A 26,253-nucleotide genomic window follows, 5' to 3' on the forward strand; every position below is an offset into this window, starting at 1 on the left:
ACAGCGGCACCCCTCACACAACCTTCACGGAATCACTCATCTAGAGGACGAAAAGGAAGAATTTTCTGGGATTAACCGACGAACAGCTGGTGCCGGTCGTGATCTACTGGCCGGATTCGCCCTTCCACCTGGCGAGGCGACCGGCCCGGTCGACGGCCCGCAGGCGTCGTTCGGCCGCGTCGCGCGCGTCGGAGGTGGTCACGACGAGTAACTGATCACGCTCCTGGAGCCGGGTGTTCTTGTTGGGCGTGAAGCCGGTGCCGTCGCGAACGAGCAGGCTGATCGTCGCCCCCACCGGAAGCCGCAGTTCGGCCAGGTAGACGCCGTGCATCTTCGACCCGGAGTTGATCCGGACCTGGAGGAGTTCGGCCCCCATCTCGTCGAGCGGCGCGGAGTCGACGTCGATCTCGTGCGCTTCGTCGTGCCGGGCGAGCCCGAGCACTTTCGCGAGCGGGGTCAGCGTCGCCCCCTGAAGCAGGGTCAGCACGATGACCAGCACGAACACCGCGTCGACCAGCTCCTGTGCGCCGGGTAACCCGGACGACAGCGGGATCAGCGCGAGCACGATCGGGACCGCCCCGCGCAACCCCGCCCACGACAGGAACACCTGTTCTCGCCAGGGGATCTTGAACGGCAGCGCCGACAGCACCACCGACAACGGCCGGGCGAGCAGCAGCACGACCGCGCCCGCGACCAGGCCCTGGACCAGGCTTTCGAAGATCCTGCTCGGCGAGGCGAACAGGCCGAGCAGCACGAACAGCCCGATCTGCGCGAGCCAGCCGAGCCCTTCGGCGAAGGACAGCGTGTCCGACCGGTGCGGCAGCTTCGAATTCCCCAGTACCAGAGCGGCGACGTAGGTCGCGAGCAGGCCCGACGCGTGAGCCAGCTGCCCGCTCGAGTACGCCACGACGCAGACCGCGACCGTGGCCAGCGGATACAGACCGGTGGCGGGAAGCGCCGCCCGGCGCAGTGCGAACGCCCCGCCCCAGCCGAAGGCCAGGCCGATCATCAGCCCGGCGGCGAGTTCGTAGACCACCAGCAGCGGCAGCGACCAGTCGATGGTCGTGCCCTCGGCGAGGACGACGACGGCGATGTAGGCCGGGGCGTCGTTGATCCCCGACTCGATCTCCAGCGCACCGACGAGCCGCTTCCCGACCCCCGCCGATCTCAGCACCGAGAAGACCGCGGCGGCGTCGGTCGACGCGAGCACCGCGCCCCACAGCAACGCCATCCGCCAGTCAAGGCCCAGCAACCAGTGCAGTGCCGCGCCGGTGACCGCGACACTCACCGCGACGGCCACTGTGGACAGTGCGATTCCGATGCCCAGCGAGGGTTTCACGGCCGTCCACCGGGTGGTGAGGCCACCTTCGGACAGGATCATCACCAGCGCGGCGAGGCCGAGCGACTGGGTGAGTCCGGGGTTGTCGTACTGGATGCCGAACCCGGCCTCGCCGAGCAGGACCCCCATCCCCAGGTAGAGCAGCAGCGAGGGAAGGCCGACCCGGATCGACACCCGGACGGCGATCACGGCGACGAGGAGGACCGCGCCACCGGTGCCCAGGATGAGCGGGAGCTGCTCCATGTCGCCTCCCGTCCGGCCGCCGTGAGGCCTTCAGAATAGTGAGGCGGTGTTCGTCACTCGTCCGTGTACCGGTCGAAAACCATCCGGATAGCCTGTGTTACAGACTGTCCTTTACGGACTGCGCAGGGCCACCAGGTCGACGCCGAGTTCCGCGAAGGGTTTCTCCGCCGCGGACAGGACTTTCACCGCGCGATTGCCCTCACGCGACAACCAGCCGGCACTCACTCCGTGAGACAGTAACGCCGCGGGGACGCGGCCCGCCAAATGATCACGCCGGACTGTCCAATCCAGACAGTCCCGCAGCATCGGACGGCGGCTGTCGGCGATCTCCACCCCGAGCGTGCCGAGTACCTCACGTCCGCGGCCGGTCAGCGTCAGGCCGTCGGCCTCGTCGATCAGTCCGGCGGAGAGCATCCCGTCCCGCAGCGCGACCCCGACCGTCCCGGCGAGGTGGTCGTAGCAGGTCCGCGCGAACTCGAGCCGCTTCACCCGGACCGACGACCGCAATCCCTTCACCGGGCGGTGTTCGGCGTGCTGCGCCAGATGCTCGATCAGCTCCGCCACCCGGGGATCGGCGATCCGGACGTAGCTGTGCCGCCCCTGTTTGACCCGGACGACGAACCCGGCCCCGGTCAGCTTCGTCACGTGCTCGCTCGCCGTCGACGCGGCCACGTCGGCCGCTCCGGCCAGCTCGGTCACCGTCCAGGCACGCCCGTCGAGCAGCGCGAGACACATCGACGCGCGGCTCGGATCGGCGAGCACGGCCGCGACCTCGGCCAAGGCGATCGTTTCCATGCGTTCACCGTAGAAGACCCACGGTTCGGCGCGGACCGAAAGATCAGCCTGCCAGGAACTTCGCCGCCAGCCGGACCGCGGGTTCGGAGTCGTTGGAGCCTTCGAGCATGACAGCGAAGGCGACGTCTCCCCGGTAGCCGACGAACCAGCCGTTGGCGCCGGCGCCCGAGCCGAACTGCGCGGTCCCGGTCTTGCCGAAGACGTTCCCGCTGCCCTTCAACGCCTTCGCGGTCCCGGTCGTGCAGACCTCGCGCATCATCGCCCGGACCTGGTTCAGCACTCCGGCGGGCGGGGCCTGGTAGCCGGCGTTGACGGTGGTCTCCAGCCCCTGCCACAGCTTCGGCACCACCGGTTTCCCCGTCGCGACCGTGGCCGCCATGAGCGCCGCGCCCAATGGGCTGACCTGCACTTTCCCCTGTCCGATCCCGGCCTCGACCTGCTCGTCGGCACTGCTGGACGGCTCGACCTTCCCGGTCTCGGTGTCCAGCCCCGGGATCCCGAAGTCGGCGTTGAGACCGAGCTGGCTCGCGGCCTTCGCGAGGCCGTCCGGCGGCAGTTGCCCGGCGAGTCGGCCGAAGGTCGTGTTGCACGACGCGGCGAACGCCGTCTTCAGCGAGACGGTCCCCAGGTCGAACCCGTTTTCGTTCTTGAGGGTGCGGGTCCGGATCTGCTCGCTGCCCGGGCAGGCCACCGGCGAATCCGCGGAGACGCCACCCTGGTGCAGCGCCGCGGTCGCCGTGGCGATCTTGAACGCCGAACCCGGCGCGTACAGACCGCTGAGCGCCTTCGGCTGACTGCCCGCCGCCGCGTTCTGGGCGACCGCCAGCAGGTCGCCGCTGGTCTTCATCGCGACGATGATCGCCGAGCCCTGGAAGCCGTCGACGGCTTTCTGCGCCGCGCTCTGGGACGCCACGCTCAAGGTCGAGACCAGCGGTTGGCCGGACTCCGCGGCCTGCCCGAAGAGCGTTTCGACCGGCTTGCCGGAAGCGTCGACACGCGACACGGAGACGTTGGCCGGGGTCCCGCTGCCGCCGTTCCGCTCGGACGCGACCTTGGACAGCGCCCCTTGGAGGATCGGCGCGACGCCCGCCGCGTCGCCGCCGACGAGGGCCTTGCCGTCCCGGTCGGCCACGACCGGCTTGGCCGAAACGGGCGCGACGGAGAGCCGCTGACCGGCTTCGAGTTTCGGGTGGATCACCGACATCGCCCAGCGGACCACCCATTTCCCGGCGTTGCGGACCAGGTCCAGCTTGCCTTCGTACTTCCAGACACTGTTGCCCGCCAAGGTCCAGGAGGCGTGGAAAGTGGCCGACGTGGTGGTCGCGTCGCCCGGCGTCGTCGGGACCTCGCCAAGAGACGTCCGCACCGACGCCCCGTGAAGCGCGCCGCGCGCCCCCGACAGGGCGGTCGTGGCCGCCGCCGGGTCATCGACCGGCGCGGTGGTCAGGTCACCCGTGTCGAACAGCCGCAAGAACCGGGTGGCGACCTGAGCCGGGCTCTCCTGCGCGGCCGCGGTGGACCCTCCAGGGCCGCCTGCGGCGGCGGGCGCCTGATCCTCCTTGACCAGCAGCACCACCGCGGCCACCACGATGGCGACGACCGCCAGCGCGGCGCCGAGCAGAATCCCTCTTTTCCGGGCAGGACTCATGGACTCGCTCTCCCCCAGTGCGGCACGCCCCTCGCGCGCCCCCGGGCGTCAGCCTGCCGAGTTCCCCCGCGCGAGGCGCGCTTCGGACAGGAAAGCGGCTATACCGAATCCGTTTCGTGATCCCGGTGGTCCAGACCGCGTCCGTGCCTGAAGGACGCGAAAGGCCCCTTCATTGCGAATTTCGCAATGAAGGGGCCTTTCAGGTCACTTTCGAGAGTCAGGCTCTGGCGACCGCCACGGTCACCTTGGTGCCCTCCCCGACCGCCCCGGCCGAGCCGTCGGCGACGGCACCGTAGGCCACCGAAGTCGCCAGCGTCTCCGACGCGATGAACTCCTCGTGCGTGGTCGCGGCCGTGACCACGTCCTCCGGCGCGTCGACGGTGAGGGCGATCCGGTCGGCGACGTCGAGACCCGCGTCCCGGCGGGCCTGCTGGACGACCCGGACCAGGTCGCGGGCCAGGCCCTCGGCCGCCAGTTCGTCGGTGACCTCGGTGTCGATCAGCACCAGACCCGCCCCGCCGGGCAGTTCCGCGGCCGCGCCGCCGCCCTTGGCGACCAGGCGCCGGTCGTACTCACCCTCGACGAGTTCGATTCCGGCGGCCACGACGGCTCCGCTCTCCGACGTCGTCCACTCGCCCGCCTTGACGGCCTTGATCACCGTCTGGACGTCCTTGCCCAGCCGCGGCCCGGCGGCGCGGGCGTTGACCGCGACCTCGAAACCGCCGTGCGCGGCGACGTCCGTGGTCAGCTCGACGGACTTGACGTTGACCTCGTCACGCAGGATGTCGGTGAACTCGCGCAGCGAATCCGCCTCGTCCGCGGCGACGACCAGTTTGGCCAGCGGCAGCCGGACCCGCAGCTTGTTCGACTTCCGCAGCGAAAGCGCCGAAGAAGCCACCTGGCGCACCCGGTCCATCGCCGTCACCAACGCCGCGTCGGCGGGCAGGTCGAGCGAGTTCGGCCAGTCGGTCAGGTGGACCGAACGGCCACCGGTCAGCCCACGCCAGACGACCTCGGCGGTCAGCGGCAGCAGCGGCGCCACCACCCGCGACGTCACCTCCAACACGGTGTGCAGGGTGTCGATCGCGTCCTGCTCGCCCGCCCAGAACCGGTCGCGCGACCGGCGCACGTACCAGTTCGTCAGTACTTCGAGGAAGTCGCGGACGGTCGAACAGGCACCGGCGACGTCGTAGGTGTCGAGCGCGTGCTCGACGTCGGTCACCAGTTCGTGCGTCTTCGCCAGCACGTAGCGGTCGAGGACGTGCTTGGAATCCGTACGCCACTGGCCCTCGACGCCCTCGGCGTTCGCGTAGAGCGCGAGGAAGTAGTACGAGTTCCACAGCGGCAGCACGGCTTGGCGGACGGCGTCGCGGATGCCCTTGTCGGTGACGATCAGGTTCCCGCCGCGCAGGATCGGGCTCGCCATCAGGTACCAGCGCATCGCGTCGGAGCCGTCGCGGTCGAAGACCTCGTTGACGTCCGGGTAGTTGCGCAGCGACTTGGACATCTTCTGGCCGTCCGAGCCGAGCACGATCCCGTGGGAGATGCAGGTGCGGAACGCCGGCCGGTCGAACAGCGCGGTCGCCAGCACGTGCAGCAGGTAGAACCAGCCGCGGGTCTGCCCGATGTACTCGACGATGAAGTCGCCCGGGTAGTGGTGCTCGAACCACTCGCTGTTCTCGAACGGGTAGTGCACCTGCGCGTACGGCATCGAGCCCGAGTCGAACCAGACGTCGAACACGTCCTCGATCCGGCGCATGGTGGACTTCCCGGTCGGGTCGTCCGGGTTGGGCCGGGTCAGCTCGTCGATGAACGGCCGGTGCAGATCCTCCAGCCGCACGCCGAAGTCGCGCTCGAGGTCGTCGAGCGAGCCGTAGACGTCCGTGCGCGGGTACGCCGGGTCGTCCGACTGCCACACCGGGATCGGCGTGCCCCAGTAGCGGTTACGGGAGATCGACCAGTCTCGCGCGTTTTCCAGCCACTTGCCGAACTGGCCGTCCTTGACGTTCTCCGGGTACCAGGTGATCTGCTGGTTCAGCTCGATCATCCGGTCCTTGAACTCGGTCACCGCGACGAACCACGACGAGACGGCGCGGTAGATCAGCGGGTTCCGGCAGCGCCAGCAATGCGGGTACGGGTGTTCGTAGGTCTCGTGGCGCAGCAGCACCGCGCCCTGGCGACCGGCGGAACCGGTGCCGTTCTTGAGATCCTTGATGATGTTCGGGTTCGCGTCGAACACCTGCTGGCCCGCGTAGTCCGGCACGGTGGCGTCGAACTTGCCCTGCGCGTCGACCGGCGTGACCGGGACGATCCCGACGGCGTCGGTGACGACCTTGTCCTCTTCACCGTAGGCGGGCGCGATGTGCACGACACCGGTGCCGTCTTCGGTGGTGACGTAGTCCGCGGACAACACGCGGTGCGCGTTCTCGTGCCCGGCGAAGTACGGGAACGGTGGGGCGTAACGGGTTCCAAGTAGCTCGGTCCCGGTGTAGTGCCCGACGACAGTCGGCTCTTCGCCGAGTTCGCGGACGTACGACGCGACGCGTGCTTCGGCGAGCAGGAACCGCTTGCCGTCCTGTTCCGCCGACTCCACCACGACGTACCGGACGTCCGGGTGCACCGCGGTCGCGAGGTTGGACGGCAGCGTCCACGGCGTCGTCGTCCAGATCAGCAGATAGGTGCCGTCGAGTTCGTTGTCGTTGCCCTCCAAGCGGAAACCGACCGTGACGGCCGGGTCCTGGCGGCTGGCGTAGACCTCGTCGTCCATCCGCAGCTCGTGGTTGGACAGCGGGGTCTCGTCGCGCCAGCAGTAGGGCAGGACGCGGTAGCCCTCGTAGACGAGACCCTTGTCCCACAGCTGTTTGAACGCCCACAGCACCGACTCCATGTACGTGACATCGAGCGTCTTGTAGTCGTTGTCGAAGTCGACCCAGCGGGCCTGGCGGGTGACGTAGTCCTGCCATTCGCCGGTGTAGCGCAGCACGGACTCGCGGCACGCGTCGTTGAAGACGTCGATGCCCATGGCGTCGATCTCGGCCTTCTCGGTGATCCCGAGCTGGCGCATGGCCTCGAGTTCGGCGGGCAGGCCGTGGGTGTCCCAGCCGAAGCGGCGGTCGACGCGCTTGCCCTTCATGGTCTGGTAACGCGGCACCAGGTCCTTCACGTACCCGGTGAGAAGGTGACCGTAATGCGGGAGACCGTTGGCGAACGGCGGGCCGTCGTAGAAGACGTACTCGTTCGAACCGTTGCTCCCGGCTTCGCGGGCGTCGATCGAGGCCTGGAACGTCCGATCGGATTCCCAGTACGCGAGGACGCGCTTTTCCGACTCGGGAAACGAAGGCTGGGACGGGACGCCGGCCTCGCCGTCCATCTGTGCCTTGGGATACATCTTCGGTGCTCCTCGCGGTTCGTCTCGCTCGTACGGGCTCTCACCCACACGGGGACGAGACGGCCGTTTCCGGCGCGTTCCGCGGTACCACCCCGCTTGCCCGGCCGGTGGTGTTCCGGCTGGGCCGCTCATTCGACGGCTGTGACGGGCCGTACCCGTCCGGTTCTACTGGGGGCTCGTCCGCCGAGGACGCGGGCCCTGTTCTTCCGGAGGCTCCCCGGTGATGGCCGGATCGGTGCCAGTGGAATCAAGGATAGCGCGCGGGTGCAACCGGGTTGTCGAGGTGGGGTGCGGAATCCAGGCGACGGCTCGCCTGGACCACGTCCATACTGCCGCCATGACGGACCGGCTGGCCGAGCAATCGTCGAAGTTCACCGCACTGCTCGGCGAACGTATCGAGATGTGGGCGGGCGTCGAGATGGCACTGCGGGAGACCGTGGCGGGAAACGGCCGACCCGGACGTCCCGTGCCTTCAGCTGTTCGAGGCGCAGGCACGGCTGGGCGCTGGCACCGCACTGCGTCTCGGTACTTACCAGGACAACGATGTGTTCGGTCTCTACTGCGACCGGGAGAGCAAGTTCCGTGACGCGGAGAGTTGGGACGGGATCCTCCGCTGGAGGTCACTTCCCGAGTTGCCGACCGGCCCGGTCGAGCGGGTGACCGTGTTTTCGTCGGCACACGGCCGCTGGTCCTGCTCGCGGGCGAACTGGAGGAGCAGCCCACGGGCGAGTTGATATTCCAGCGGATCGACGAGTCCGTCCTTGCCTTTCTTGATCCTGTCGCAGCCGATCAGCTCCCTGGAACACATCGAGGGCAGGATGCGTCGAATACGCCAGCGTGTAGGGCGTTATACAGTCAGGCGGGAGACGGTCGCGGCGCTCGGGTGCGCAGACGGAACTCGCCCTCAGGTCTCGCCCATGGTTCTTTGCCTTCGGTCCATAGTGGATCCCGCTAAGAGTGTGTCTCACTAGATGTTGGATGAGGCGTGGTGCATGATCTTGGGTCGTGGATGATCTGTCGCGGCGGTTGGTTCCGGATGAGTAGTGGGTGCTGGCAGCGCCACTGATTCCAGAGCATGGGGTTCGCCCGCAGGGCGGCGGACCGGCTCGGGTGGACGATCGTGCGGTGTTCACCGCGATCGTCTTCGTGTTGACCAGCGGGTGCGCGTGGCGGTATCTGCCACCGTCGTTCGGGGTCACCGGCCCGACCGGGCAGGACTTCCTCTCGCGGTGGCGGTGTCCGCGGCCAACACCAACGATTCCTATGCCCTCAAGCCTCTCGTAATGGCCATCCCGGCGATCAGATCCCGACGCGGACCGCGTCGCCGCAAATTCGGGAAGCTGCACGCCGATAAGGCATACGACCACGCCGACCTGCGACAATGGATCCACGATCAGGGCATCAAAGTTCGCATAGCTCGCAAAGGCATCGAGACCAGCACGAAGCTCGGCAAACACCGCTGGGTCATCGAACGATCCATCGCCTGGTTCTTCGGCTACCACCGGCTCACTACCCGATACGACGCCACGCCAACCACTTTCTGCGCATTCCTCACACTCACCTGCTTCAAAAAGATCACCTACTGAGACACTCTCGAAGGAGCGTCGCTGCCATCGGCCTATACCCGCAGGTGCATGGTGTTGCGTCTCGGTTCTCCGGTGGGGTCGAGGTAGGCTGGTGCGATGAATTCCGGTAGTCCATCCTGGGCGATCTGAACTTTCCATTCGCTTTTGTGGATCAGCCGGTGATGTTTCGTGCAGAGCAGCACCAAATTATCGATTTTCGTTTCACCGCGATGACGCCAAAACACAATATGGTGAGCCGTGCAGCGCTGCACCGGCATGTCGCAGCCAGGGAACGAACAGCCACCGTCCCGGATCTTCAACGCGTGCTTCTGCGGCGTAGTAGCAGAACGGCTGGACCGCCCCACGTCGAGGGGTTGCCCGGCTCCGGAGAGCACGACAGGCCGGATCCGGGCATCACAGGCCAGGATCCGCACATCGGTCGCGGAGATCGGACCGACCAAATCGAGGAGACCGTCGCCGACCTCGGTCATCAGGTCCTCGTAGGCCATGGTGACCAGGATCTGCGTCGATTCCCCGGCCTGACCGGGAAGATCGGGGCTGGCGGTCTTGAGTCGTACATAGTCGGCGAACGCGTCCCCGTAGCGTTCGCCTTGGCTGCGGGAGTCTCGGGCACCGTCCACGGCCTTGTGGGGCTTGGCCAACGGATCAAGATCGGACTTCAACCGCGCATAGGTTTCCAGATCCAACGTCCCCGCGAACCCCAGCGTGCCATCACGATGCTTGACGAACCGCAACTCCGGACGAGCGTCCTTCGGACCCTTGTCACGCGGTTCCTTGCCGTCGGGATCCATCGTGTTCAGCATTCGACGCCCGGCCGTGACGATCTCCTTCGGCCCCGCCCGCCGAGCCAGATCGACCAGGATCTTCTCCCCGGCCCGCACCTCCTCCTCGGAAACAAAGGAGGGGACCTGAGCGAGAGCACCGATGATCGCGTCGATCTGACCACCACCGATCGCACCCTCCGCGGCTGCTTCAGCGGTCAAGGGCGCCAGCGGCGGCACAGCGTCTCCGCCGATAGCCACACCAGGGTGCAACGCCAACGCCCGATCAGCGCGAGCACTAGCCTCCTTCTTCGACACATTGAAGTCCTCGAGAATCGACCCCATCAACGTCGAATGCCCAGAACACCCACGGATCCCGCGGGAATTCAACTCCGCCAGAATCGCGTACTGCTCCGCATCCAACCGGCGCTTCAACACTTCGATTTCCTGCTTACGGGCATGCAACGTCCCAGTATCGACACGCCACCACTCGGCGCACGCTCGCTGAGAACTGTTTTCGCTGGCCACGACACCAACGATACGCCTTATCGAACATATGTGCCAGACCGTTTAGCGTAGCGACCTTTAGTAAAGCGAAGCACCTTAAGAACGCGAAGGAACCCCCGAGACCCGCAAAGTGACGCTCAACCGCCCACCTGCCGCAATTAGTCCTCTAGTTGCGATCCACTGGGCAACACAAGAGGTCTGAGTTGCCGTCCGCGCCATCGCCTCTAGGTTGACGGGTATGTCGATCTGCGGGGCCCGATGAAGGGGCCCGGATTCCTTCTCGTGCTGCTGGTGGTTCTCGGCGGTGTCAGCGGGCTCGGGTTCCTGCCGCGCTCACCGCGCTCTTCTGTCTCATCGCGGCGGTCGGCGGGCCGCTCCGGGCGGATCTGCGGTTGCTGGCGTGGTTCGCGCCCGCGGTGATCCTCGCGGTCGGTGTACCGCGACTGGTGGGCGACGAGTCCCGTGTGGACGTTCCGAAAGGACTGAGGAAGGAACTGCGCCGAATCGAGCTGAGCGGCGCGTTTTCGTGGCGGTCGGCGTACTCCGCTGCGGGCTCGGGGTGGCGCTGGCCCTCGTCGTCGCGAGTTTCCGGCCCGGCGACCCGCTCACCGTGTCGTTCCTGCTCGGCACTTTCGCCATCATGCAACCGGAATGGCGTGACAGTCTCAGCAAGGCCTGCCAGCGCATCGGCGGCTCCCTCGCCCTGCTCGGCGGGTTCTCCGTCATGCGGACGCGGCCCATGATCTTCAACGGCTGCATGGTGCAGATGTCCGTCGGCATGAACGCGACGACCAGACATCTCGATCCGCGGTACGTGCTCGTCGAGTACCTGCTCCTGATGGTCCTCGCCGCCGCCGTCGCGCAGCACGGCCTGCTCGCCGCGGAACCAGGCACGAAGGAGCCCCGCGCCTGGACAGCGTGACGCGCCGGAGAAAGCGGCGGAAGCCTTGCGTGGCCTGTCCGTGACGGCCTCGTCGCTTTTGCTGCGCCCCGGATCGACCGGGGTCGCGGACGCCGACGAGGAACAGCGCCTGGTTCTCGACACGGTCGCCGCCGACGTGGTCTCGGTCGGCAAAGCGGCTCAGACGCTCAAGAGCGCCTAGCTGTCCGCTTTGGTCTTGTCGCGGTGCTCTCCGGCGATCTCGGCGTCGGGAGTGCACAGCGCGCACGGAGTGAATCCGAGCTGACGCGCCTCGCCGATACCGAGCGGGATCGTGGCCCGGGTTTCGAGCCACGCGCAAGTCGTCACGTGATAGCGCGGGTATTCGTCGACGACGACGACCTCGACCTCGAGTTCGGAGACGACCACCACATCGGCGGGGTCGCTCTCCTCCTCGCCCGGGTCGCCATTGCGCTGAGGCTCCGGAGCTTCGTCCGCGTCGCCCAGCTCACCGGCGGCGGGCATCAGGACGGTCTGCTTGTCGTCGGCTTCGTCAGGCTCGTCGGCTTCCGGCTCCTCGTCGGCTTCGCCGTCCGCCGTTTCCTCGGCGGGAGCGACGGCCCGCTTCTTCCGGCGGCGCAGCAAGTCGAAGACGAGCAGCAACCCGGCGACGACGGAGAGGCCGATGGAGATCCAAGCCCATAGGGAGTTCGCGGTGATGAGCGCCGCGACGAGCAGCCCCAGAGCCGCCAGTACCAGTACTAGGACGATGTAGAGCACGGTGAATTACAACACGACGGGCAAGCGAAACGGCCCCGACCCTCCGGAGAGTGCCGAGGCCGTTCCACTGTGTAGAAAACCCCAGGTGAGAAATCAGCCCGCTTCGGCCCGAGGACCGAACGAGTAACCCTGTCCGCCGCCCGAGGACGACCCCGACTGCCCCGAGTTCGACGAAGACGCCGAAGCGGGAGCGGCCGAACCACGGTCGTCGAGCTCACGCAGCTGGGACTCGAGGAACCCGCGCAGCCTCGTGCGGTATTCCCGCTCGATCGTGCGCAGCTCTTCGATCTTCTTGCCCAGCGAGCCCTTCTCCGCGTTCATGTTGTTCATGGTCTCGGTGTACTTGCGCTGAGCCTCGCGCTCCATGGTCGTCGCCTTGTCGCGCGCCTGGCGCTCCAAGGTCTCGGCACGGGTCCGCGCGTCGTTCAGCATGGTCTCGGCGCGGGTGCGCGCCTCGTTCACCATCGAGTCCGACTTCGACCGTGCGTCCGAGAGCAACTGCTCGGACTTGGTCCTCGCCTCGGCGAGCATGCCGTCCGACTCGGTCTTGGCCTCGGCGGTGAGCCGGTCGGCCATTTCCTGCGCCAGCCCGAGCACCTTGGCGGCCTGGACGTTGGGCTCCCCGTTGTCCGGCACCATCGAATGGGCCTGGGTCTGCTCCATCGCCGACTGCGGCGGTGGCACCGGGGCCAGGCGACGCGACGGCTCGTCGCGCACCTGTGGCGGCGGGCCGACAGCTCCCGCCTTGGCGTTTTCGAGCTCTCCACGGGTGGTCTCAAGCTCGTTGTCGAGCTGTTCGACCTGCTGCCGCAGCTCGTTGTTGTCCTCGATCAACCGGGCAAGCTCGGTCTCCACCAGGTCGAGGAACGCGTCCACCTCGTCCTCGTTGTAGCCCCTTTTGCCTATGGGCGGCTTGCTGAACGCGACGTTGTGCACGTCAGCGGGGGTCAACGACATCAGATCACCTCACGCACTCCATGGCCTGCAGGTCCACCCGGGCTTCCCCGAAAATCACCCTGGCGTTGTCAGCTGCATCGCGAAGAACACAACCAACAGCAGCACCATAATCGATAAGTCCAGTCCGACGCCGCCGATTCGTACGGTCGGGATGATTCGTCTGAACAGACGAACCGGTGGGTCGGTCACTGTGTAGATGGTCTCGAGCGTTACCGCAACCCCTCCGGCAGGACGCCACTCGCGAGCGAAAGCACGCACGAGTTCGACGACGATCCGTGCCGTCAGCAGGAGCCAGAAAGCGAACAGCACGTACCAGACGACCAGCAACACAGCATTCACGTAACCACTCTGCCATGCCTCGCGTCAAAAGACGCAGTTGACGGGCACGAGATGCCGATGAGTCGACAAAATCACATCCGGCTGCGCTCAGCGGTCACCGGGTGATCAGCCGCGCAGGAACAATCCACCTTCGGCGATCCGCCGGCGGTCTTCCGCCGTGACGTCCACATCGGGCGGTGAGAGAAGGAACACCTTGTTGGTGACCTTGTCCATCGACCCTCGCAACGCGAAAGCGAGCCCCGCGGCGAAGTCGACGAGACGCTTCGCGTCCGCGTTCTCCATCTCGGTGAGGTTCATGATCACCGGGATGCCTTCGCGATAGTGCTCGCCGATCGCCCGCGCCTCCGCGTAGCTCGTCGGGTGCAGCGTGGTGATCCGGCTCAGCGGGTCACGGACGGCCGGACGGACCGGCTCCGTGACCGGACGCAGCCGGGCGACCGGTTCCGGCTGGCGGTCCATCGCCAGTGCCCCGTGGACCGCCGGCTCCGCCGCGACCACGGAGCGTGACCGAGCCCGGGCGACGGGCTCGTCATACGTGTCTTCGACGTCCCGGTAACGTCCACCCCGCGACCGGGCTGGTGGCTCGTCGTCGTAGTCGTCGTCGACATAATCCTTTGAGGCGTAGCCTCGCCGGTAGTCCTCTTCGACGTCATAGCCGTCTTCGTCCGCGGGCACCATCCCGAAGTAGGCCTTCAGCTTCTGCAGCGCGCTCATGCCTCTCCCTAGCCTTAGCCGCGTCCCGCACCGTGCTCCCCCGCCCCTGTCACCACTCCCCGTAGCGACGAGACGGTATTCCCTAGGGCGAGGCTAAACCGCGCCCACCGAGCAACGCGGTTCCGACACGCACACAGGTCGAGCCGTGCGCGATCGCCTGTTCGAGATCATGGCTCATTCCGGCGGAGAGTTCACGGGCTTTTGGGTGTTCTTCCCGCAGGCGCTCCGACGCACGAGCGAGCTTCTCGAACGCTTCCGCGGGATCAATACCCAGTGGAGCCACCGCCATAAGCCCGCAGAGCCGAATATCACCCACATGGGCTATCCGCTCCGTCACTTGGCCTACCTCGTTCACCCGGACGCCGCCGCGCTTCGGATCGTCATCGAGACTTACTTGAATGAGGACGTCCAACGGGTGATCGCGTTGCCCGGAATCGAGCGCCGACCTGGTCGCCTTCGCGAGCGCGTCGGCGAGGCGTTCGGAGTCGACGGACTGGACCTCGTCGGCCCAGCGGACGACCGATTTGGCCTTGTTCCGCTGGAGACTGCCGACCATGTGCCAGCGGACGCGGGCGTCCGGACGCAGACCGGCGACCTCTTCGGCCTTCGCGCCCGCCTCCTGATCGCGGTTCTCGGCGAGGTCGACCACGCCGAGGTCGGCGAGCAGCGCGGCGTCGAGCGCCGGGAAGGTCTTGGTGACCGCGAGCAGCCGGACCTCGTCGCGCTCCCGGCCTGCGGCCTCGCACGCCGCGGCGATCCGGTCTTCCACCTCGGCGAGATTGGCGGCGAGTTCCTTCTTACGGGCGTCACTCACGAGGCGTCCAGCCACGTGATGCCCGCGATCCGGCCGGTGGTGCCGTCGCGGCGGAAGCTGAACAGCGTCTTGTCTTCGTTGGTACAGCGCGGGTCGACGCCGATCTTGCCGACGCCGAGGTCGGCCAGTTGCCGCCAGAGCCCGGCGCGCAGGTCGAGCCCCGGGGTGCCTTTGCGGGTTTTGCAGGCGCTGCCCGGCACGTGTTTCTCCACGTCGGCGGCCATGTCGGCGGGGACTTCGTAGCAGTCGCCGCAGATCGCGGGACCAAGCAGCGCCTCGGTCCGGCCTGGTTCGGCGCCGAGCGAGCGCATCGCCTCGATCGCGGCGGGGACGACGCCCACCCTGGCGCCGACACGGCCCGCGTGGACAGCGGCGACGACACCGGCTTCGACGTCGGCGAGCATGACGGGAACGCAGTCTGCGACGAGCACGACGAGTGCGACACCGACCTCGGCCGTCACCAGAGCGTCGGTCGCTTCGGCGGCGGAGGTCTCGGAGCCGTCGACGACGGTGGCGGTGCGGCCGTGGACCTGTTCCATCCACGCCAGTTTGTCCTCGGCGAGGCCGAGTTCGGTGGCGAGACGTTTGCGGTTGGCGAAGACGTCGCCCGCGTCGTCACCGACGTGATCACCGAGGTTGAAGGTGTCGTAAGGGGCACGAGAAGCCCCGCCCACCCTTGTCGTGACGACCCGCCGTACCCGCAAAACAGCCTCCCACACCAAGGCGACCCCAGCCAAGGTGACCACGACCAAAGTGACCGTGGCTAAGGTGACCGAGGTCTTTTGATCTTTTGAAGTCGCGCCTTCTGGCCGACAGGCCCCGCTATCACGATGGCAGGGCGCCCCCTCAAGGGAAAATGTACCTTCCCCCTGAAATGAGCGCCCTGTCAGCGTGATCGCGGCAGCGCGATGAAACTACCGCCGCATGAAGGGAGGCACGTCGACCTCGTCGTCCGACGGATCGTCGTGCACCGGGGTGGCGCGGCCGGGCAGGCTGCCGTGGGTCGAGTTCGACCCGATCGGCGAGTACCCGCGCGAGCCGCCGCCGGGCTGCGGAAGTCCGCCGCTCAGCGAGCTGTTGCCCTCGTTGCGGGAGGACGGCATCGGCGTGTGCGTGCGCGGCGGCGCGACCGGGTAGCCGTTCGAACCGGTCGACGGCACCGGAGTCGCCCCGGAGGGCGGGCTCTGCACCGGAGTCGCCCCACCGCCGTTGACCTGGCCCGCCTGGGCGGACGCGGTCGAGTTCGACCGGGAGCCGAACGTCGACGGGTCGAGCTTCTTGTGCGTCGGCGTGCCGGCGTCGAAACCGGCCGCGATCACGGTGACCCGGACCTCGTCGCCGAGCGAGTCGTCGATGATCGTCCCGAAGATGATGTTCGCGTCGGGGTGCGCGGACTCCTGCACCAGCGACGCGGCCTCGTTGATCTCGAACAGGCCGAGGTCCGACCCGCCCGCGATCGACAGCAGCGCGCCGTGCGCCCCGTCCATGGACGCTTCCAGCAGCGGCGAGTTGATCGCCTTCTCCGCCGCCTGGATCGCCCGGCCCTCGCCGCGCGCCGAGCCGATGCCCATCAGCGCGGAGCCCGCGCCGGACATGACGCTCTTGACGTCGGCGAAGTCCAGGTTGATCAGACCCGGCGTGGTGATCAGGTCGGTGATGCCCTGGACACCCGAAAGCAGGACCTCGTCCGCCGAGCGGAAGGCGTCCATCAGCGAAACGCCGATGTCGCCCAGCTGCAGCAGCCGGTCGTTCGGGATGACGATCAGGGTGTCGCATTCGTTGCGCAGCTGCTGGATGCCGTCTTCGGCCTGCTTGCTGCGGCGTTTGCCCTCGAAGGTGAACGGGCGGGTGACGACGCCGATGGTCAGCGCGCCGAGTTTGCGGGCGATCTGGGCGACGACGGGCGCGCCACCGGTGCCGGTGCCACCGCCTTCACCCGCGGTCACGAACACCATGTCGGCGCCCTTGATGACCTCTTCGATCTCGTCGCGGTGGTCCTCGGCGGCCTTCTGCCCCACCTCGGGGGCGGCGCCGGCACCGAGGCCGCGGGTCAGTTCCCGGCCGATGTCGAGCTTGACGTCGGCGTCGGACATGAGCAGTGCCTGAGCGTCGGTGTTCACCGCGATGAACTCGACACCCTTGAGGCCGACCTCGATCATGCGGTTCACGGCGTTCACTCCGCCGCCGCCGATACCGACGACCTTGATCACCGCAAGGTAGTTGTGCGGGGGCGTCATCGGAGCCGCCTTCCTGATCGTGTGTGCTCGTGTTGCCCGCCGGTCGCTGAGCCTCAGCTGAAACCCTCGAGCTGAAGTTCAGATTGAGAGTTATGTCAACTGCCGACGTTGAAGCAGGACGGTATGCACCAGGCAGGCTCGAATCCAGTAGCCACGCCGTGTGTCGCAAAGGTGTTTTGCCACAACATGTTCCCGGGCGCAAGAGCGAGACCCCGCCGCAGCGCTGAACGGCGGCCTGGTAGGAGCGGGATCAGGTGGGCATCGGCATGACCATGACGACGTCCTTCGACGGCGATCCTGTCGGTGATCCACCCGCCGGTTCGACGCTGAGCGCGAACCGCTCGGCCCCGCCGAGTCCGTCGGCGACCAGCAGCGCACCGTCCTGACCACCGGAAATGAGCCCGACGGGCTTCGGCGCGGCACCCGCGTACATGAACCACGCCTGGTAGGTCCGGCCCGGATCGTTCTTCCGCAGCTGGGCGGCCGTGAAGACGAGCCGGTCCTTCGAACGCGACATCACCACGGTGCCGCCTCCCCCGACGGTGGCCTCGGCGTGGCCGGTCCGGAGATCGGCGGCCGAAAGGACGTCGGCGACCGGCGCGTACCGGTCCGCCTGTTCCCGCGCCGCGGTCAGCTGCGAGTGGTTGTCGTAGGCGATGCCGCCGAACACGGCGGTGCCCGCGAGCCCGACGATCGCCGCGGCGGCCGCGGCGATCGCCCAGCGCGGGGCGCGACGGCGCTCCTTGACGCGTTCCCCGGTTTCGAAACGGGTCTTCGGCGGCTGCTGCCGGGTCGCCATCGCCTGCGCGAGCACGCGGCGTTTGAGTTCGGGCGGCGGGTCTTCGGCCAGCGCGGCGCCGAGCCGGGTCGCGGTCATCTGGAGTTCGAGGACCTCTTGAGCGCACGAAGCGCACTCGCCGAGGTGACGCTGGAACTGGGCACGCTCCAATTCGGACAGTGCGTCGACGGCGTACGCGCCGGTGAGCGTGTGCATTTCGGGCATCGTCATACCGTCACCCCCAAACAGTCCCGGAGCCTGATCAGGCCGTCCCGGAGTCGAGTCTTGATGGTCCCGTGCGGGGTTCGCAGCACTTCCGCGACCTCGCGATAGGTGTAGCCCTGGTAGTAGGCGAGCAGCACGGATTCCCGTTGCAGCTCGGTCAGGCTGGTCAGGCAGCGGCGCACCTGCGAACGCTCCCAGCGGGCCGCGACGGCCTCGGCCACCTCGTCGAAGGGCCGGGCGCGGGCGGCCTCGAAGGTCGCTTTGACCTCGCGGTCCGAGCTGGCCCGCGCCGACCGGACGCGGTCGACGGCGCGGCGGTGCGCGAGCGTCATGGCCCAGTTCAGCGCGCTCCCCCGCTCCGGGGAGTAGCGCGTGGCCGTGCGCCACAGCTCCACCATCACCTCCTGGGTGACTTCTTCCGACTGTGCGACGTCACGGAGGATCCGCCGTACCAGGCCGAGTACCGGGCCCGCGAGCTGATCGTAGAGCGCGTCGAAGGCCCGCTCGTCGCCTTTCGCCACCCGGACGAGCAGTTCCTCGGCCGTCGGACCTGCCGGTTCGCCGTCCGGTCCGGGAACGGGCGCCATCCTGCGCGGGCGTGCCGATTCATCCATCAAGCCTGCCTCCGGCCGTCTGCGGCGTCCGCGGAGTCGACGGCGCCTTCTTCAACCACAGTTTGACCCCGTGCCGCCGGATCAGCGCGGAGACCCGGTGCGGCATGAGCGGACGGGTGATCAGCATGTGCACCAGCCACTTGGCGGTGGCGGGCCGCCGCACGCCGCGCAGCGACGCGGTCAGCGGTGTCGCCCCGCCCTGCCGGAGCGCGATCTGGACCGAGAGCAGCGACTCCGGCCGCGGCACCGCCATCCGGTACTCGCCGTCCATCGACTGGAACGGCGAGACGTAGAACTCCTTGTCCGCGCGGGCGATCCCGTCGGCGTCGGGGCGCAGGAGGTACGCGTGCCTGCCGCGGTAGGTGTTGTGGACCTCGGCGACGACGCATTCGAGTTCACCGTCGGGCCGGTGGCACCAGTAGAGGGTGATCGGGTTGAAGTTGTGCCCGAGCATCCGCGCGCCCGCGAGCATCAGGACCCGGCCGCCTCGAAGGTCGACACCGCGCGCCGCGAGCCAGCGGTCCAATTTGGATCGGATGCTGGAGGTGTCCTCGGGCGCGAAGTGGTCTCGTGAGTCGAAGCGGGCGAAGGGCCGGAGCCACTTCGGAAACTTCGGTGGCGCGTCGAGGTCGATGAGCCACAGATAGACGCGGTGGGCGAACGAGATCGGCGGATCGTTGCGCCGGACATGCGCCACCGTGGAGTCGTAGAGCACGGCTATGACGGTCACCATCGCACCCCGAAGTTCTCGGCCGCGCGGACGCCGGACGCGCAGCCGTCCTCGTGGAACCCCCAGCCGTGGTACGCCCCGGCGTAAGCGACCGTGTCGTCGCTGAGTTCGGGCAGCCGTCGCTGGGAAGTGACGGATTCCGGGGTGTAGACGGGATGTTCGTAGTTCATCTTGGCCAGCACCGCTCCGTCGTCGGGGGCGGTGCCGGGGTTGAGCGTGACGACGTAGCCGGTCGGCTCGTCGAGCCGCATCAGGCGGTTCATGTCGTAGGACACCTGGACCGCGCCGAGGTCGGCACCACAGAACGGCATGGCGTAGTTCCAGCCCGCCCGCGCCGATTCCGCCGTCGGGAGCACGCCGGTGTCGGTGTGCAGCCACGCCTCGTTGCTGGAGTACCGGAACGCGCCGAGGACGTCGCGCTCGGCCTTGGTCGGCGACGCGAGGAGCGCCAGCGCCTGATCCGCGTGCGTGGCCAGGACGACCTTGTCGAGCCGGTGCCGGGTGTCGGCGTCGTCGCGGACCTCGATGCCGCGCGCGGTGCGCTCGACCGAACGGACCGGCGTCGACAGGTGCACAGCGGTCAGCTGCTTGGCGGCCAGGTCGACGTACTCGCGGGAACCGCCGACGACGGTGCGCCAGCTCGGGGACCCGCCGACCGACAGCATCCCGTGGTTGCGAAGGAATTCGAACAGGTAGCGCGCGGGGTACTTCAGCGTGTCGTTCCGGTCGGCCGACCAGACGGTCGAGACCACCGGGAGCATGAAGTGGTCGACGAAGTACTTCGTGTACCCGCCGATCGCGAGGAACGCGCCGAGGGTGACATCGCCCGCTTCGGGCGCTTCGAGGACGCGTTTCGCGTGCCGATGGAAGCGTTTGACGTCGGCGAGCATCCGCAGATAGCGCCCGCGTGCGGCGTTGCGTGGCTGGGCGAAGAGGCCCTTCAGGCCCTTCGCGCCGGCGTACTGGAGGCCGCAGCCGTCGCAGCGGATGCTCATCGACATCTCGGTGTCGCGGGTGGCCACGCCCAGTTCGGCGAACAACCGGAGCAGGTTCGGGTAGGTGCGCTCGTTGTGCACGATGAACCCGGAGTCGACGCCGACGGTGCCGCCGCGCGCGCTCGGGACGTCGTGGGTGTGCGCGTGCCCGCCCAGCCTGTCTTCGGCTTCGAACAGCAGCACTTCGTAGCGGCGTTGCAGCAAGTACGCGGCCGTGAGGCCGGCGACGCCGCTGCCGATGACTCCGATGCGTTGACCCTTGATGTGCACGTGAGGCATTCGGAGCCGGGCCGCGAGAGGATTGGATCGCGTGAACCGGCGCATCGTCCGACCCATCCCTTTCCGGTCCGGGAGCGAATGACGACTATGCCGAACAGTCCCGCGTCCCGCCTGGTCCCGTTCGTCGAGCGGCTCCTCGGTGGTTCCCTCCCGGTCGGTCTCCGTACCTGGGACGGCGTCCGCGCCGGTCCGCCGGACGCCCCGACCGTGGTCCTCCGCAACCGCCGCGCGCTGCGCCGTCTCCTCTACGCCCCCGGCGAATTGGGTCTGGCGAGGGCCTACGTCTCCGGTGATCTCGATGTCGAAGGCGACCTCGCCGACGGATTCCGCCGGATCTGGGCGCTGACCCGGTCCGGCGCCGTGCGCGGCGCGAAGCTCGGTCCCCGCGAATGGGCCGAAGCCCTCCGGCTCGCGGTGAGCCTCGGCGTCGTCGGGCCGCCGCCCAAACCGCCCGTCGAGGAGGCCCGGCTGTCGGGGAAACTGCACAGCCTGCTCCGCGACAAGTCCGCGATCTCGCACCACTACGACCTCGGCAACGCCTTCTACCAGCTGCTGATGGACGAATCGATGGCCTACTCGTCCGCGTATTGGACGTCCGGCGAGGAGGGCTACGACCTCGAACAGGCCCAGTGGGACAAGCTCGAACTGATCTGCCGCAAACTCGCGCTCCGGCCGGGGATGCGGCTGCTCGACGTCGGCTGCGGCTGGGGTTCGCTGCTGGTGCACGCGGCGAAGCACCACGGCGTGCACGCCGTCGGCATCACGCTTTCGGCGGAACAGCTACAGCACGTCCGGGGCCGCCTCGCCCAGCACGACCTGGAGGATCGCGTCGAAGTCCGCAGGCAGGACTATCGCGAACTGACCGACGAGCCCTTCGACGCCGTCGCCACCATCGAGATGGGTGAACACGTCGGTGAGGAGAACTACCCCGAGTACACGCGGACGCTGTTCCGGATGCTCAAGCCCACCGGGCGGCTGGTCCTGCAACAGATGTCCCGCGGCGCGGTGGCGCCCGGCGGCGGCGCGTTCATCGAGCGCTACATCGCCCCCGACATGACGATGCGGCCGCTGAGCCGCACGCTCGGGCATCTGGAGAACGCCGGGTTCGAGATCCGCGACGTCCACGCGCTGCGCGAGCACTACGTGTGGACGGTCCGGGCCTGGGAGAAGACCCTGGAAAGCAACTGGGACGACGTCGTGGCGCTGATCGGCGAAGCCGGGGCGCGGGTTTGGCGGCTCTACCTAGTCGGCGGCGCGCTCGCGTTCGAGGAGAACCGGATGGGCGTGGACCAGATCCTCGCGGTCCGCTCGTCCGACGAGGGTTCGAGCGGGCTGCCCGCCACCCGGGAGTGGTCCTGATGCCTCTCGGGGGGACCCTGCTCGTCACCGCCGGGGTGACCCTGCTGGCGATCGTCGTCACCTTCGGCATCGCGCTGGCACGCAAGCGCTACGACACCGTCGACACGTTCTGGGGGCCGGGCTTCGCGCTCGTCGCGCTGGTCGCCGCCCCGCTCGGGGACGGGCCGGTGGCGCTGCGCGTGGTCGCCGCGGCACTGACGGTGATCTGGGGTGTGCGTCTCGGCGTGCACCTCCACCTGCGCAACCACAAGCTGCCAGAAGACCCCCGCTACGTGCGGATGGCGGAGAGCGCCGGGGAGAATCCGGCGCTCAAGCTGTTCGTCCGCGTGTACTTGTTCCAGGCGGTGGTGCTCTGGTTCGTGTCGCTCCCGGTCCAGTTCGCGATGTACGGCGGCTCCTTCGGCGTGACGGCGTGGATCGGCGTCGCGGTGTGGCTGGTCGGCTTCGCATTCGAGACCATCGGCGACGAGCAGCTGCGCCGCTTCAAGGCCGACCCGGACAACAAGGGGAAGGTGCTCGACAGCGGGCTGTGGCGTTACACGCGGCATCCCAACTACTTCGGCGACGCGTGCGTGTGGTGGGGCCTGTACCTGCTGGCGTGTTCGAGCTGGGTGGGGGCGGCGACCGTGCTGTCGCCGATCGCGATGACCTACACGCTGGCCAAGGGCACCGGAAAGCCCTTGCTGGAGAAGGGTTTGCGGCGGTCCCGGCCGGGATACGCGACGTATGTCGAGCGGACCAGCGGGTTCTTCCCCCTGCCCCCGCGCCGGGTCATTCCCCGGTGAGGCCGTCGGTCAGCTCACGCAACAGGTCGAGGTGGCCGGCGTGCCTGCCGGTCTCCTCGATCATGTGCGTGACCACGAACCGCACGTTGACCTTGCGGTCGCCACGGAAGGCGACCTCGTCGTCCAGTCCCATCCTGGCGACGATCTTGCGGCTCCGCTCGCATTCGGCCTCGTAGGCGGCGATCAGCTGCTCGACCGGGGTCTGCATGGCGACCCGGAACTCGGCGTCGGGGTCGGTTTCGAGTGCCTCCTTCCAGACGTCCTCCTGGCCGTCGAGCACCACGTTGAACCAGTACTGCTCGACCAGGGTCAGGTGCCCGAGCAGACCGGCGACGGTGGTCAGCTCACTGGGTACGAGGGGGCGCCGGGCCTGTTCGTCGGTGAGCCCGGAGCACTTCCACACCACGGTGGCGCGGAGGAAGTCGAGAAAGCCGTTCAGCTGGGTGCGCTCATCGCCGGTGAGCGGTGGTTCGGGGCGCTTCGGTTCGTCGGTCATGGTCGTGCAGTCTGCCGGGCCCCACCGACAGTTCGCGAGCGAGTTCTCGCGCCGGGTCGTCCACCATCTGGCCGCGAAGCGGTGGGCCATGTCCGGCCGAGGTCCCATCGTTCGAGTGAAACCGGCGGTAATTAGCGCCCGCGAAACATGACGACCACCCGCCCGTCATGTCAGGCTGGTGAAGTTGTGCCCATCGCCGCCGGATCCGGGAAAGGTCACTGATGTCAGGCCCCCAGCTGAGCGCACTCGATGTCGCTTTCCTTTGCCTGGAAAGCGAAACGACGCCCATGCACATGGGCGCGGTGGTCACCTTCCGTCCGCACGGGCAGGTGCACGCGCGTAAGCTGACCTCGCTGCTCGCCGAGCGGGCCGCCCGGATCCCGAAGCTTCGCCGGCGCCCTCGCGCCGCGCTGTTCCCGCCCGGCGCCGCCAGCTGGGTGGAGGACCCGACTTTCGTTGCCAGTGAACATATTTCACATCACCACCTGAGCTCCCTGTACGAACCGGACCCGCTCTCCGCCTACGCGTCGCGGTGGATGGGACGACCGCTCGACACCGGAAAGCCCTTGTGGAACCTGCATCTCGTCACCGGCCTGCCGGACGGCGAGTTCGCGCTGCTGCTGAAACTGCACCACGCGCTCACCGACGGTGCCGGCGCGTACGCCGTCGCCTCGGGCCTGCTCGACGCGCTCCCCCGCAAGGTGAGGCGCGTGCACAGCGGGGCCGGGTCACCCGCGCCACGGTCCCCTGTGGACGCGATCAAGGACGTGCTGGGTTCCACGCTGGCCCAGGCCGGGGAGTCCGCCAGGATCGCGTCGTCGGTCGTCCGCGCGACCCGCTCGCCGCTGTCGCCGATCAGCGCGCCACCGTCGACCGAACGCCGTCTCGGCTTCGCCCGGCTGGACACCGCCGAGATCCGGCGGATCCGCCGGGCCCACGGCGGTACTGCCAACGACGTCGTGCTGGCGGTCCTCTCCGGCGCGCTGCGCGAATGGATGATCAACCGCGGCCAGCGCGCCGACGACCGGACCCTGCGGGCACTCATCCCGGTCAGCATGCGCCGGCGGTCGGCCGGGCAACTCGGCGGCAACAAGCTGTCCGGGTACCTCTGCGAGCTGCCGGTCGGGCTCGACGATCCGGTGGATCGGCTGCTGGCCGTCCAGCGCGAGATGGGCCGGAACAAGGCCGCGGGCCCGGCCCGGGGCGCCGGCGCGTTCCCGCTGCTCGCCGACCGGATGCCGCCGATCCTGCACCGGCTCGGCACCAAGGCCGCCGGACTGGCCACGCCGCTGCTGTTCGACCTCGTGGTGACCACGGTGCCGGTGCCACCGGACCGGCTCACCCTCGACGGGACACGGCTCGAGGGCGTGTACCCGTTCGTGCCGCTGGCGCCACGGCAGGCGGTCGGGATCGCGGTGGCGACCTATCGGGATTCCGTCCACATCGGACTACAGGCGAACGGGGCGGCGGTCTCGGACGTGGGTTCGCTGCGGGACGGGGTGCTCAAGTCGGCTTCGCGTCTCCTGGACACCGCTTAGCGCGTGTTATGAACGGACCTTTCATAACAGAATTTGTTATGAAAGGTCCGTTCATAACATCCGAGGGCCCCGTCAGCCGCGAAGCATCTCCGCGACCAGGAACGCCAGCTCCAGTGACTGCTGCGTGTTGAGACGCGGGTCGCAAGCGGTCTCGTATCGGCCCGAAAGGTCCAGATCCGAGATCTCCTGCGCGCCGCCGAGGCATTCGGTGACGTCCTCGCCGGTCAGCTCGACGTGGATGCCGCCGGGGTAGGTGCCGAGCTTGCGGTGCACCTCGAAGAAGCCCTGGACCTCGTCCACGATACGGTCGAAGTGCCGGGTCTTGTAGCCCGTCGACGACTCGTGCGTGTTGCCGTGCATCGGGTCGCACTGCCAGATGACCTTGTGCCCGGACGCCTCGACCTTCTCGACGATAGCGGGCAGCACCTCGCGGACCTTGCCGTTGCCCATCCGGGCGATGAGTGTCAGCCTGCCGGGCTCGTTGCGCGGGTCGAGCCGCCGGACGTACTCGACGGCCTGCTCGGGCGTGGTCGTCGGGCCGATCTTGAGGCCGATCGGGTTGGCCAGCAGTTCGGCGAAGGCGATGTGCGCGCCGTCGAGCTGCCGGGTCCGCTCACCCACCCACAGGAAGTGCGAGGACAGGTTGTACAGCTTCGGGTTCGTCGCGTCCGCGCGGTCCATCCGCAGCATCGAGCGCTCGTAGTCCAGCAGCAGTGCCTCGTGGCTGGCGAAGATCTCGGTGGATTGCAGTGAGGTGTCGGTGACCCCGCAGGCCGACATGAACCGCAGACCGCGGTCGATCTCCGCGGCCAGCGCCTCGTAGCGCTCGCTGGCGGGCGAGGACTTCACGAAGTCCTTGTTCCAGTCGTGCACCTGGTGCAGGTCCGCCATCCCGGCGCCGGTGAGCGCGCGGACGAGGTTCATCGCGGCACCCGCGTTGGCGTAGGCGCGGATCATCCGGCCGGGGTCGGGCACGCGGAGTTCGGGCTTGGCGACGAGCGAGTTGATGATGTCGCCGCGGTACACCGGCAGGCCGAGCGCGTCGGTGGAGGCCGAACGCGGCTTCGCGTACTGGCCGGCGATCCGGCCGACCTTCACCACCGGCAGGCTCGCGCCGTAGGTGAGCACGACGGCCATCTGCAAAAGGGTGCGCAGGTTGGCGCGGATGTGCGGTTCGGTGTTCGACTCGAACGTCTCCGCGCAGTCACCGCCCTGCAGCAGGAACGCCTCGCCGCGGGCGACCATGGCGAGCCGGTCGGAAAGCCGGTCGATCTCGGCGGGGACGGTGATCGGCGGCACGCTCTCCAGCACGCCGCGTACGCGTTTCGTCAGCTCGGGATCCGGCCATTCGGGCTGCTGCGCCGCGGGCCGGGAAAGCGCGTCGTCGAGCCGATTGCGCAGCTCGGGAGGGAGAGGAGGCAGTTCGGGGAGCGTGTCGACGGGAACGTCCACTGTCCAGTTCACAG

24 protein-coding genes and 1 pseudogene are annotated in these 26,253 nt (G+C 68.1%); 6 read left to right on the plus strand and 19 right to left on the minus strand.

All coding sequences use genetic code 11. From position 1 onward, the window contains the following. Nucleotides 1-103: 103 nt before the first annotated feature. From BS329_RS29090 to BS329_RS29110, 5 genes are all read right to left on the minus strand, one after another. Complete coding sequence (locus BS329_RS29090) at nucleotides 104-1,582, minus strand: potassium/proton antiporter (protein WP_076164528.1); 1,479 nt, start codon at nucleotides 1,580-1,582, stop codon at nucleotides 104-106. Nucleotides 1,583-1,693: 111 nt separating this feature from the next. Beyond that, nucleotides 1,694-2,377 (minus strand): ArsR/SmtB family transcription factor, encoded by a 684-nt coding sequence (locus tag BS329_RS29095; RefSeq protein ID WP_076164530.1) that lies wholly within the window; start codon nucleotides 2,375-2,377, stop codon nucleotides 1,694-1,696. Nucleotides 2,378-2,420: 43 nt separating this feature from the next. After that, the gene (locus tag BS329_RS29100; protein WP_076164532.1) at nucleotides 2,421-4,025 is read right to left on the minus strand and encodes a penicillin-binding transpeptidase domain-containing protein; all 1,605 of its coding nucleotides are present in this window, start codon (nucleotides 4,023-4,025) and stop codon (nucleotides 2,421-2,423) included. A 217-nt stretch (nucleotides 4,026-4,242) separates the two neighbouring features. Next, nucleotides 4,243-7,413 carry an isoleucine--tRNA ligase gene (ileS, locus tag BS329_RS29105; RefSeq protein ID WP_076164534.1) on the minus strand — a complete coding sequence of 1,057 codons (3,171 nt, stop codon included), beginning with the start codon at nucleotides 7,411-7,413 and terminating at the stop codon, nucleotides 4,243-4,245. A 556-nt stretch (nucleotides 7,414-7,969) separates the two neighbouring features. Beyond that, the gene (locus tag BS329_RS29110) at nucleotides 7,970-8,221 is read right to left on the minus strand and encodes a hypothetical protein (protein ID WP_076164536.1); all 252 of its coding nucleotides are present in this window, start codon (nucleotides 8,219-8,221) and stop codon (nucleotides 7,970-7,972) included. Between the two features lie 239 nt (nucleotides 8,222-8,460). Here BS329_RS29110 and BS329_RS29120 point away from each other — a divergent pair. Next, a pseudogene (locus BS329_RS29120) lies at nucleotides 8,461-8,999 on the plus strand (transposase). Between the two features lie 32 nt (nucleotides 9,000-9,031). On the opposite strand, the gene BS329_RS29125 reads toward BS329_RS29120, so the two are convergent. After that, on the minus strand, nucleotides 9,032-10,288 hold the full coding sequence (locus tag BS329_RS29125) for an HNH endonuclease signature motif containing protein (protein ID WP_076164540.1): 1,257 nt from the start codon (nucleotides 10,286-10,288) through the stop codon (nucleotides 9,032-9,034). A 505-nt stretch (nucleotides 10,289-10,793) separates the two neighbouring features. On the opposite strand from BS329_RS29125, the gene BS329_RS44740 reads away from it, so the two are divergent. Then, nucleotides 10,794-11,189, plus strand: coding sequence for a hypothetical protein (locus BS329_RS44740; protein ID WP_076164541.1), 396 nt, complete (start codon nucleotides 10,794-10,796; stop codon nucleotides 11,187-11,189). 25 nt (nucleotides 11,190-11,214) lie between these two features. Next, entirely contained in the window at nucleotides 11,215-11,370 is a 156-nt protein-coding gene (locus tag BS329_RS44745; protein WP_244197333.1) for a hypothetical protein, read from the plus strand. Here the strand turns inward: BS329_RS44745 and BS329_RS29135 are convergent. The 11 genes from BS329_RS29135 to BS329_RS29185 form a co-directional block, all read right to left on the minus strand. Beyond that, nucleotides 11,367-11,927, minus strand: a complete 561-nt coding sequence (locus BS329_RS29135; protein ID WP_076164543.1) for a hypothetical protein — start codon at nucleotides 11,925-11,927, stop codon at nucleotides 11,367-11,369. The two genes, BS329_RS44745 and BS329_RS29135, sit on opposite strands and share 4 nt — an antisense overlap. Before the next feature lie 93 nt (nucleotides 11,928-12,020). After that, a complete protein-coding gene (wag31, locus tag BS329_RS29140; protein ID WP_076164545.1) occupies nucleotides 12,021-12,884 on the minus strand; it encodes a DivIVA-like cell division protein Wag31 in 864 nt (287 codons plus the stop codon). A 54-nt stretch (nucleotides 12,885-12,938) separates the two neighbouring features. Further along, on the minus strand, nucleotides 12,939-13,214 hold the full coding sequence (locus BS329_RS29145) for a YggT family protein (protein ID WP_076164547.1): 276 nt from the start codon (nucleotides 13,212-13,214) through the stop codon (nucleotides 12,939-12,941). 114 nt (nucleotides 13,215-13,328) lie between these two features. Next, on the minus strand, nucleotides 13,329-13,937 hold the full coding sequence (locus BS329_RS29150) for a cell division protein SepF (RefSeq protein ID WP_076164549.1): 609 nt from the start codon (nucleotides 13,935-13,937) through the stop codon (nucleotides 13,329-13,331). A gap of 82 nt (nucleotides 13,938-14,019) precedes the next feature. Further along, complete coding sequence (locus tag BS329_RS29155; RefSeq protein WP_076164551.1) at nucleotides 14,020-14,751, minus strand: YggS family pyridoxal phosphate-dependent enzyme; 732 nt, start codon at nucleotides 14,749-14,751, stop codon at nucleotides 14,020-14,022. Beyond that, nucleotides 14,748-15,455, minus strand: a complete 708-nt coding sequence (gene pgeF / locus BS329_RS29160; protein ID WP_076164553.1) for a peptidoglycan editing factor PgeF — start codon at nucleotides 15,453-15,455, stop codon at nucleotides 14,748-14,750. Before pgeF ends, BS329_RS29155 begins: the two co-directional genes overlap by 4 nt. A 210-nt stretch (nucleotides 15,456-15,665) precedes the next feature. Beyond that, entirely contained in the window at nucleotides 15,666-16,988 is a 1,323-nt protein-coding gene (ftsZ, locus tag BS329_RS29165) for a cell division protein FtsZ (RefSeq protein ID WP_076164555.1), read from the minus strand. A gap of 250 nt (nucleotides 16,989-17,238) precedes the next feature. Beyond that, a complete protein-coding gene (locus BS329_RS29170; RefSeq protein WP_076164556.1) occupies nucleotides 17,239-17,997 on the minus strand; it encodes an anti-sigma factor in 759 nt (252 codons plus the stop codon). Beyond that, nucleotides 17,994-18,605: an ECF RNA polymerase sigma factor SigK gene (gene sigK / locus BS329_RS29175; protein WP_076164558.1), complete on the minus strand. Its 612-nt coding sequence runs from the start codon at nucleotides 18,603-18,605 to the stop codon at nucleotides 17,994-17,996. The genes BS329_RS29170 and sigK overlap by 4 nt, the downstream gene beginning before the upstream one ends. Then, the gene (locus tag BS329_RS29180; protein ID WP_076164560.1) at nucleotides 18,598-19,338 is read right to left on the minus strand and encodes a DUF1365 domain-containing protein; all 741 of its coding nucleotides are present in this window, start codon (nucleotides 19,336-19,338) and stop codon (nucleotides 18,598-18,600) included. The genes sigK and BS329_RS29180 overlap by 8 nt, the downstream gene beginning before the upstream one ends. Beyond that, a complete protein-coding gene (locus BS329_RS29185; RefSeq protein WP_208619293.1) occupies nucleotides 19,332-20,609 on the minus strand; it encodes an NAD(P)/FAD-dependent oxidoreductase in 1,278 nt (425 codons plus the stop codon). The genes BS329_RS29180 and BS329_RS29185 overlap by 7 nt, the downstream gene beginning before the upstream one ends. Nucleotides 20,610-20,696: 87 nt before the next feature. Between BS329_RS29185 and BS329_RS29190 the strand changes: the two genes are divergently transcribed. Together BS329_RS29190 and BS329_RS29195 are read left to right on the plus strand one after the other, a co-directional pair. Then, the gene (locus BS329_RS29190; RefSeq protein WP_076164561.1) at nucleotides 20,697-21,968 is read left to right on the plus strand and encodes an SAM-dependent methyltransferase; all 1,272 of its coding nucleotides are present in this window, start codon (nucleotides 20,697-20,699) and stop codon (nucleotides 21,966-21,968) included. Then, entirely contained in the window at nucleotides 21,968-22,753 is a 786-nt protein-coding gene (locus tag BS329_RS29195; RefSeq protein ID WP_076164586.1) for a DUF1295 domain-containing protein, read from the plus strand. The genes BS329_RS29190 and BS329_RS29195 overlap by 1 nt, the downstream gene beginning before the upstream one ends. Here BS329_RS29195 and BS329_RS29200 read toward each other — a convergent pair. Next, nucleotides 22,740-23,249 carry a DinB family protein gene (locus BS329_RS29200; protein WP_076164563.1) on the minus strand — a complete coding sequence of 170 codons (510 nt, stop codon included), beginning with the start codon at nucleotides 23,247-23,249 and terminating at the stop codon, nucleotides 22,740-22,742. The two genes, BS329_RS29195 and BS329_RS29200, sit on opposite strands and share 14 nt — an antisense overlap. Before the next feature lie 221 nt (nucleotides 23,250-23,470). On the opposite strand from BS329_RS29200, the gene BS329_RS29205 reads away from it, so the two are divergent. Further along, nucleotides 23,471-24,787 (plus strand): wax ester/triacylglycerol synthase family O-acyltransferase, encoded by a 1,317-nt coding sequence (locus BS329_RS29205; RefSeq protein ID WP_208619294.1) that lies wholly within the window; start codon nucleotides 23,471-23,473, stop codon nucleotides 24,785-24,787. 72 nt (nucleotides 24,788-24,859) lie between these two features. Here BS329_RS29205 and BS329_RS29210 read toward each other — a convergent pair whose 3' ends face one another. Continuing rightward, complete coding sequence (locus BS329_RS29210) at nucleotides 24,860-26,251, minus strand: class II 3-deoxy-7-phosphoheptulonate synthase (RefSeq protein WP_076164591.1); 1,392 nt, start codon at nucleotides 26,249-26,251, stop codon at nucleotides 24,860-24,862. Nucleotides 26,252-26,253: the final 2 nt, after the last annotated feature.

Source organism: Amycolatopsis coloradensis (assembly GCF_001953865.1).
Lineage (GTDB): Bacteria > Actinomycetota > Actinomycetes > Mycobacteriales > Pseudonocardiaceae > Amycolatopsis > Amycolatopsis coloradensis.

Coding starts and splice junctions, on each gene's coding strand:
- BS329_RS29090 (WP_076164528.1), bottom strand. CDS start 1,582: ATGGAGCAGCTCCCGCTCATCCTGGGCACCGGTGGCGCGGTCCTCCTC.
- BS329_RS29095 (WP_076164530.1), bottom strand. CDS start 2,377: ATGGAAACGATCGCCTTGGCCGAGGTCGCGGCCGTGCTCGCCGATCCG.
- BS329_RS29100 (WP_076164532.1), bottom strand. CDS start 4,025: ATGAGTCCTGCCCGGAAAAGAGGGATTCTGCTCGGCGCCGCGCTGGCG.
- ileS (WP_076164534.1), bottom strand. CDS start 7,413: ATGTATCCCAAGGCACAGATGGACGGCGAGGCCGGCGTCCCGTCCCAG.
- BS329_RS29110 (WP_076164536.1), bottom strand. CDS start 8,221: ATGTGTTCCAGGGAGCTGATCGGCTGCGACAGGATCAAGAAAGGCAAG.
- wag31 (WP_076164545.1), bottom strand. CDS start 12,884: ATGTCGTTGACCCCCGCTGACGTGCACAACGTCGCGTTCAGCAAGCCG.
- BS329_RS29150 (WP_076164549.1), bottom strand. CDS start 13,937: ATGAGCGCGCTGCAGAAGCTGAAGGCCTACTTCGGGATGGTGCCCGCG.
- ftsZ (WP_076164555.1), bottom strand. CDS start 16,988: ATGACGCCCCCGCACAACTACCTTGCGGTGATCAAGGTCGTCGGTATC.
- BS329_RS29170 (WP_076164556.1), bottom strand. CDS start 17,997: ATGACGATGCCCGAAATGCACACGCTCACCGGCGCGTACGCCGTCGAC.
- sigK (WP_076164558.1), bottom strand. CDS start 18,605: ATGGATGAATCGGCACGCCCGCGCAGGATGGCGCCCGTTCCCGGACCG.
- BS329_RS29180 (WP_076164560.1), bottom strand. CDS start 19,338: ATGGTGACCGTCATAGCCGTGCTCTACGACTCCACGGTGGCGCATGTC.
- BS329_RS29185 (WP_208619293.1), bottom strand. CDS start 20,609: ATGCCTCACGTGCACATCAAGGGTCAACGCATCGGAGTCATCGGCAGC.
- BS329_RS29190 (WP_076164561.1), top strand. CDS start 20,697: ATGCCGAACAGTCCCGCGTCCCGCCTGGTCCCGTTCGTCGAGCGGCTC.
- BS329_RS29195 (WP_076164586.1), top strand. CDS start 21,968: ATGCCTCTCGGGGGGACCCTGCTCGTCACCGCCGGGGTGACCCTGCTG.
- BS329_RS29200 (WP_076164563.1), bottom strand. CDS start 23,249: ATGACCGACGAACCGAAGCGCCCCGAACCACCGCTCACCGGCGATGAG.
- BS329_RS29205 (WP_208619294.1), top strand. CDS start 23,471: ATGTCAGGCCCCCAGCTGAGCGCACTCGATGTCGCTTTCCTTTGCCTG.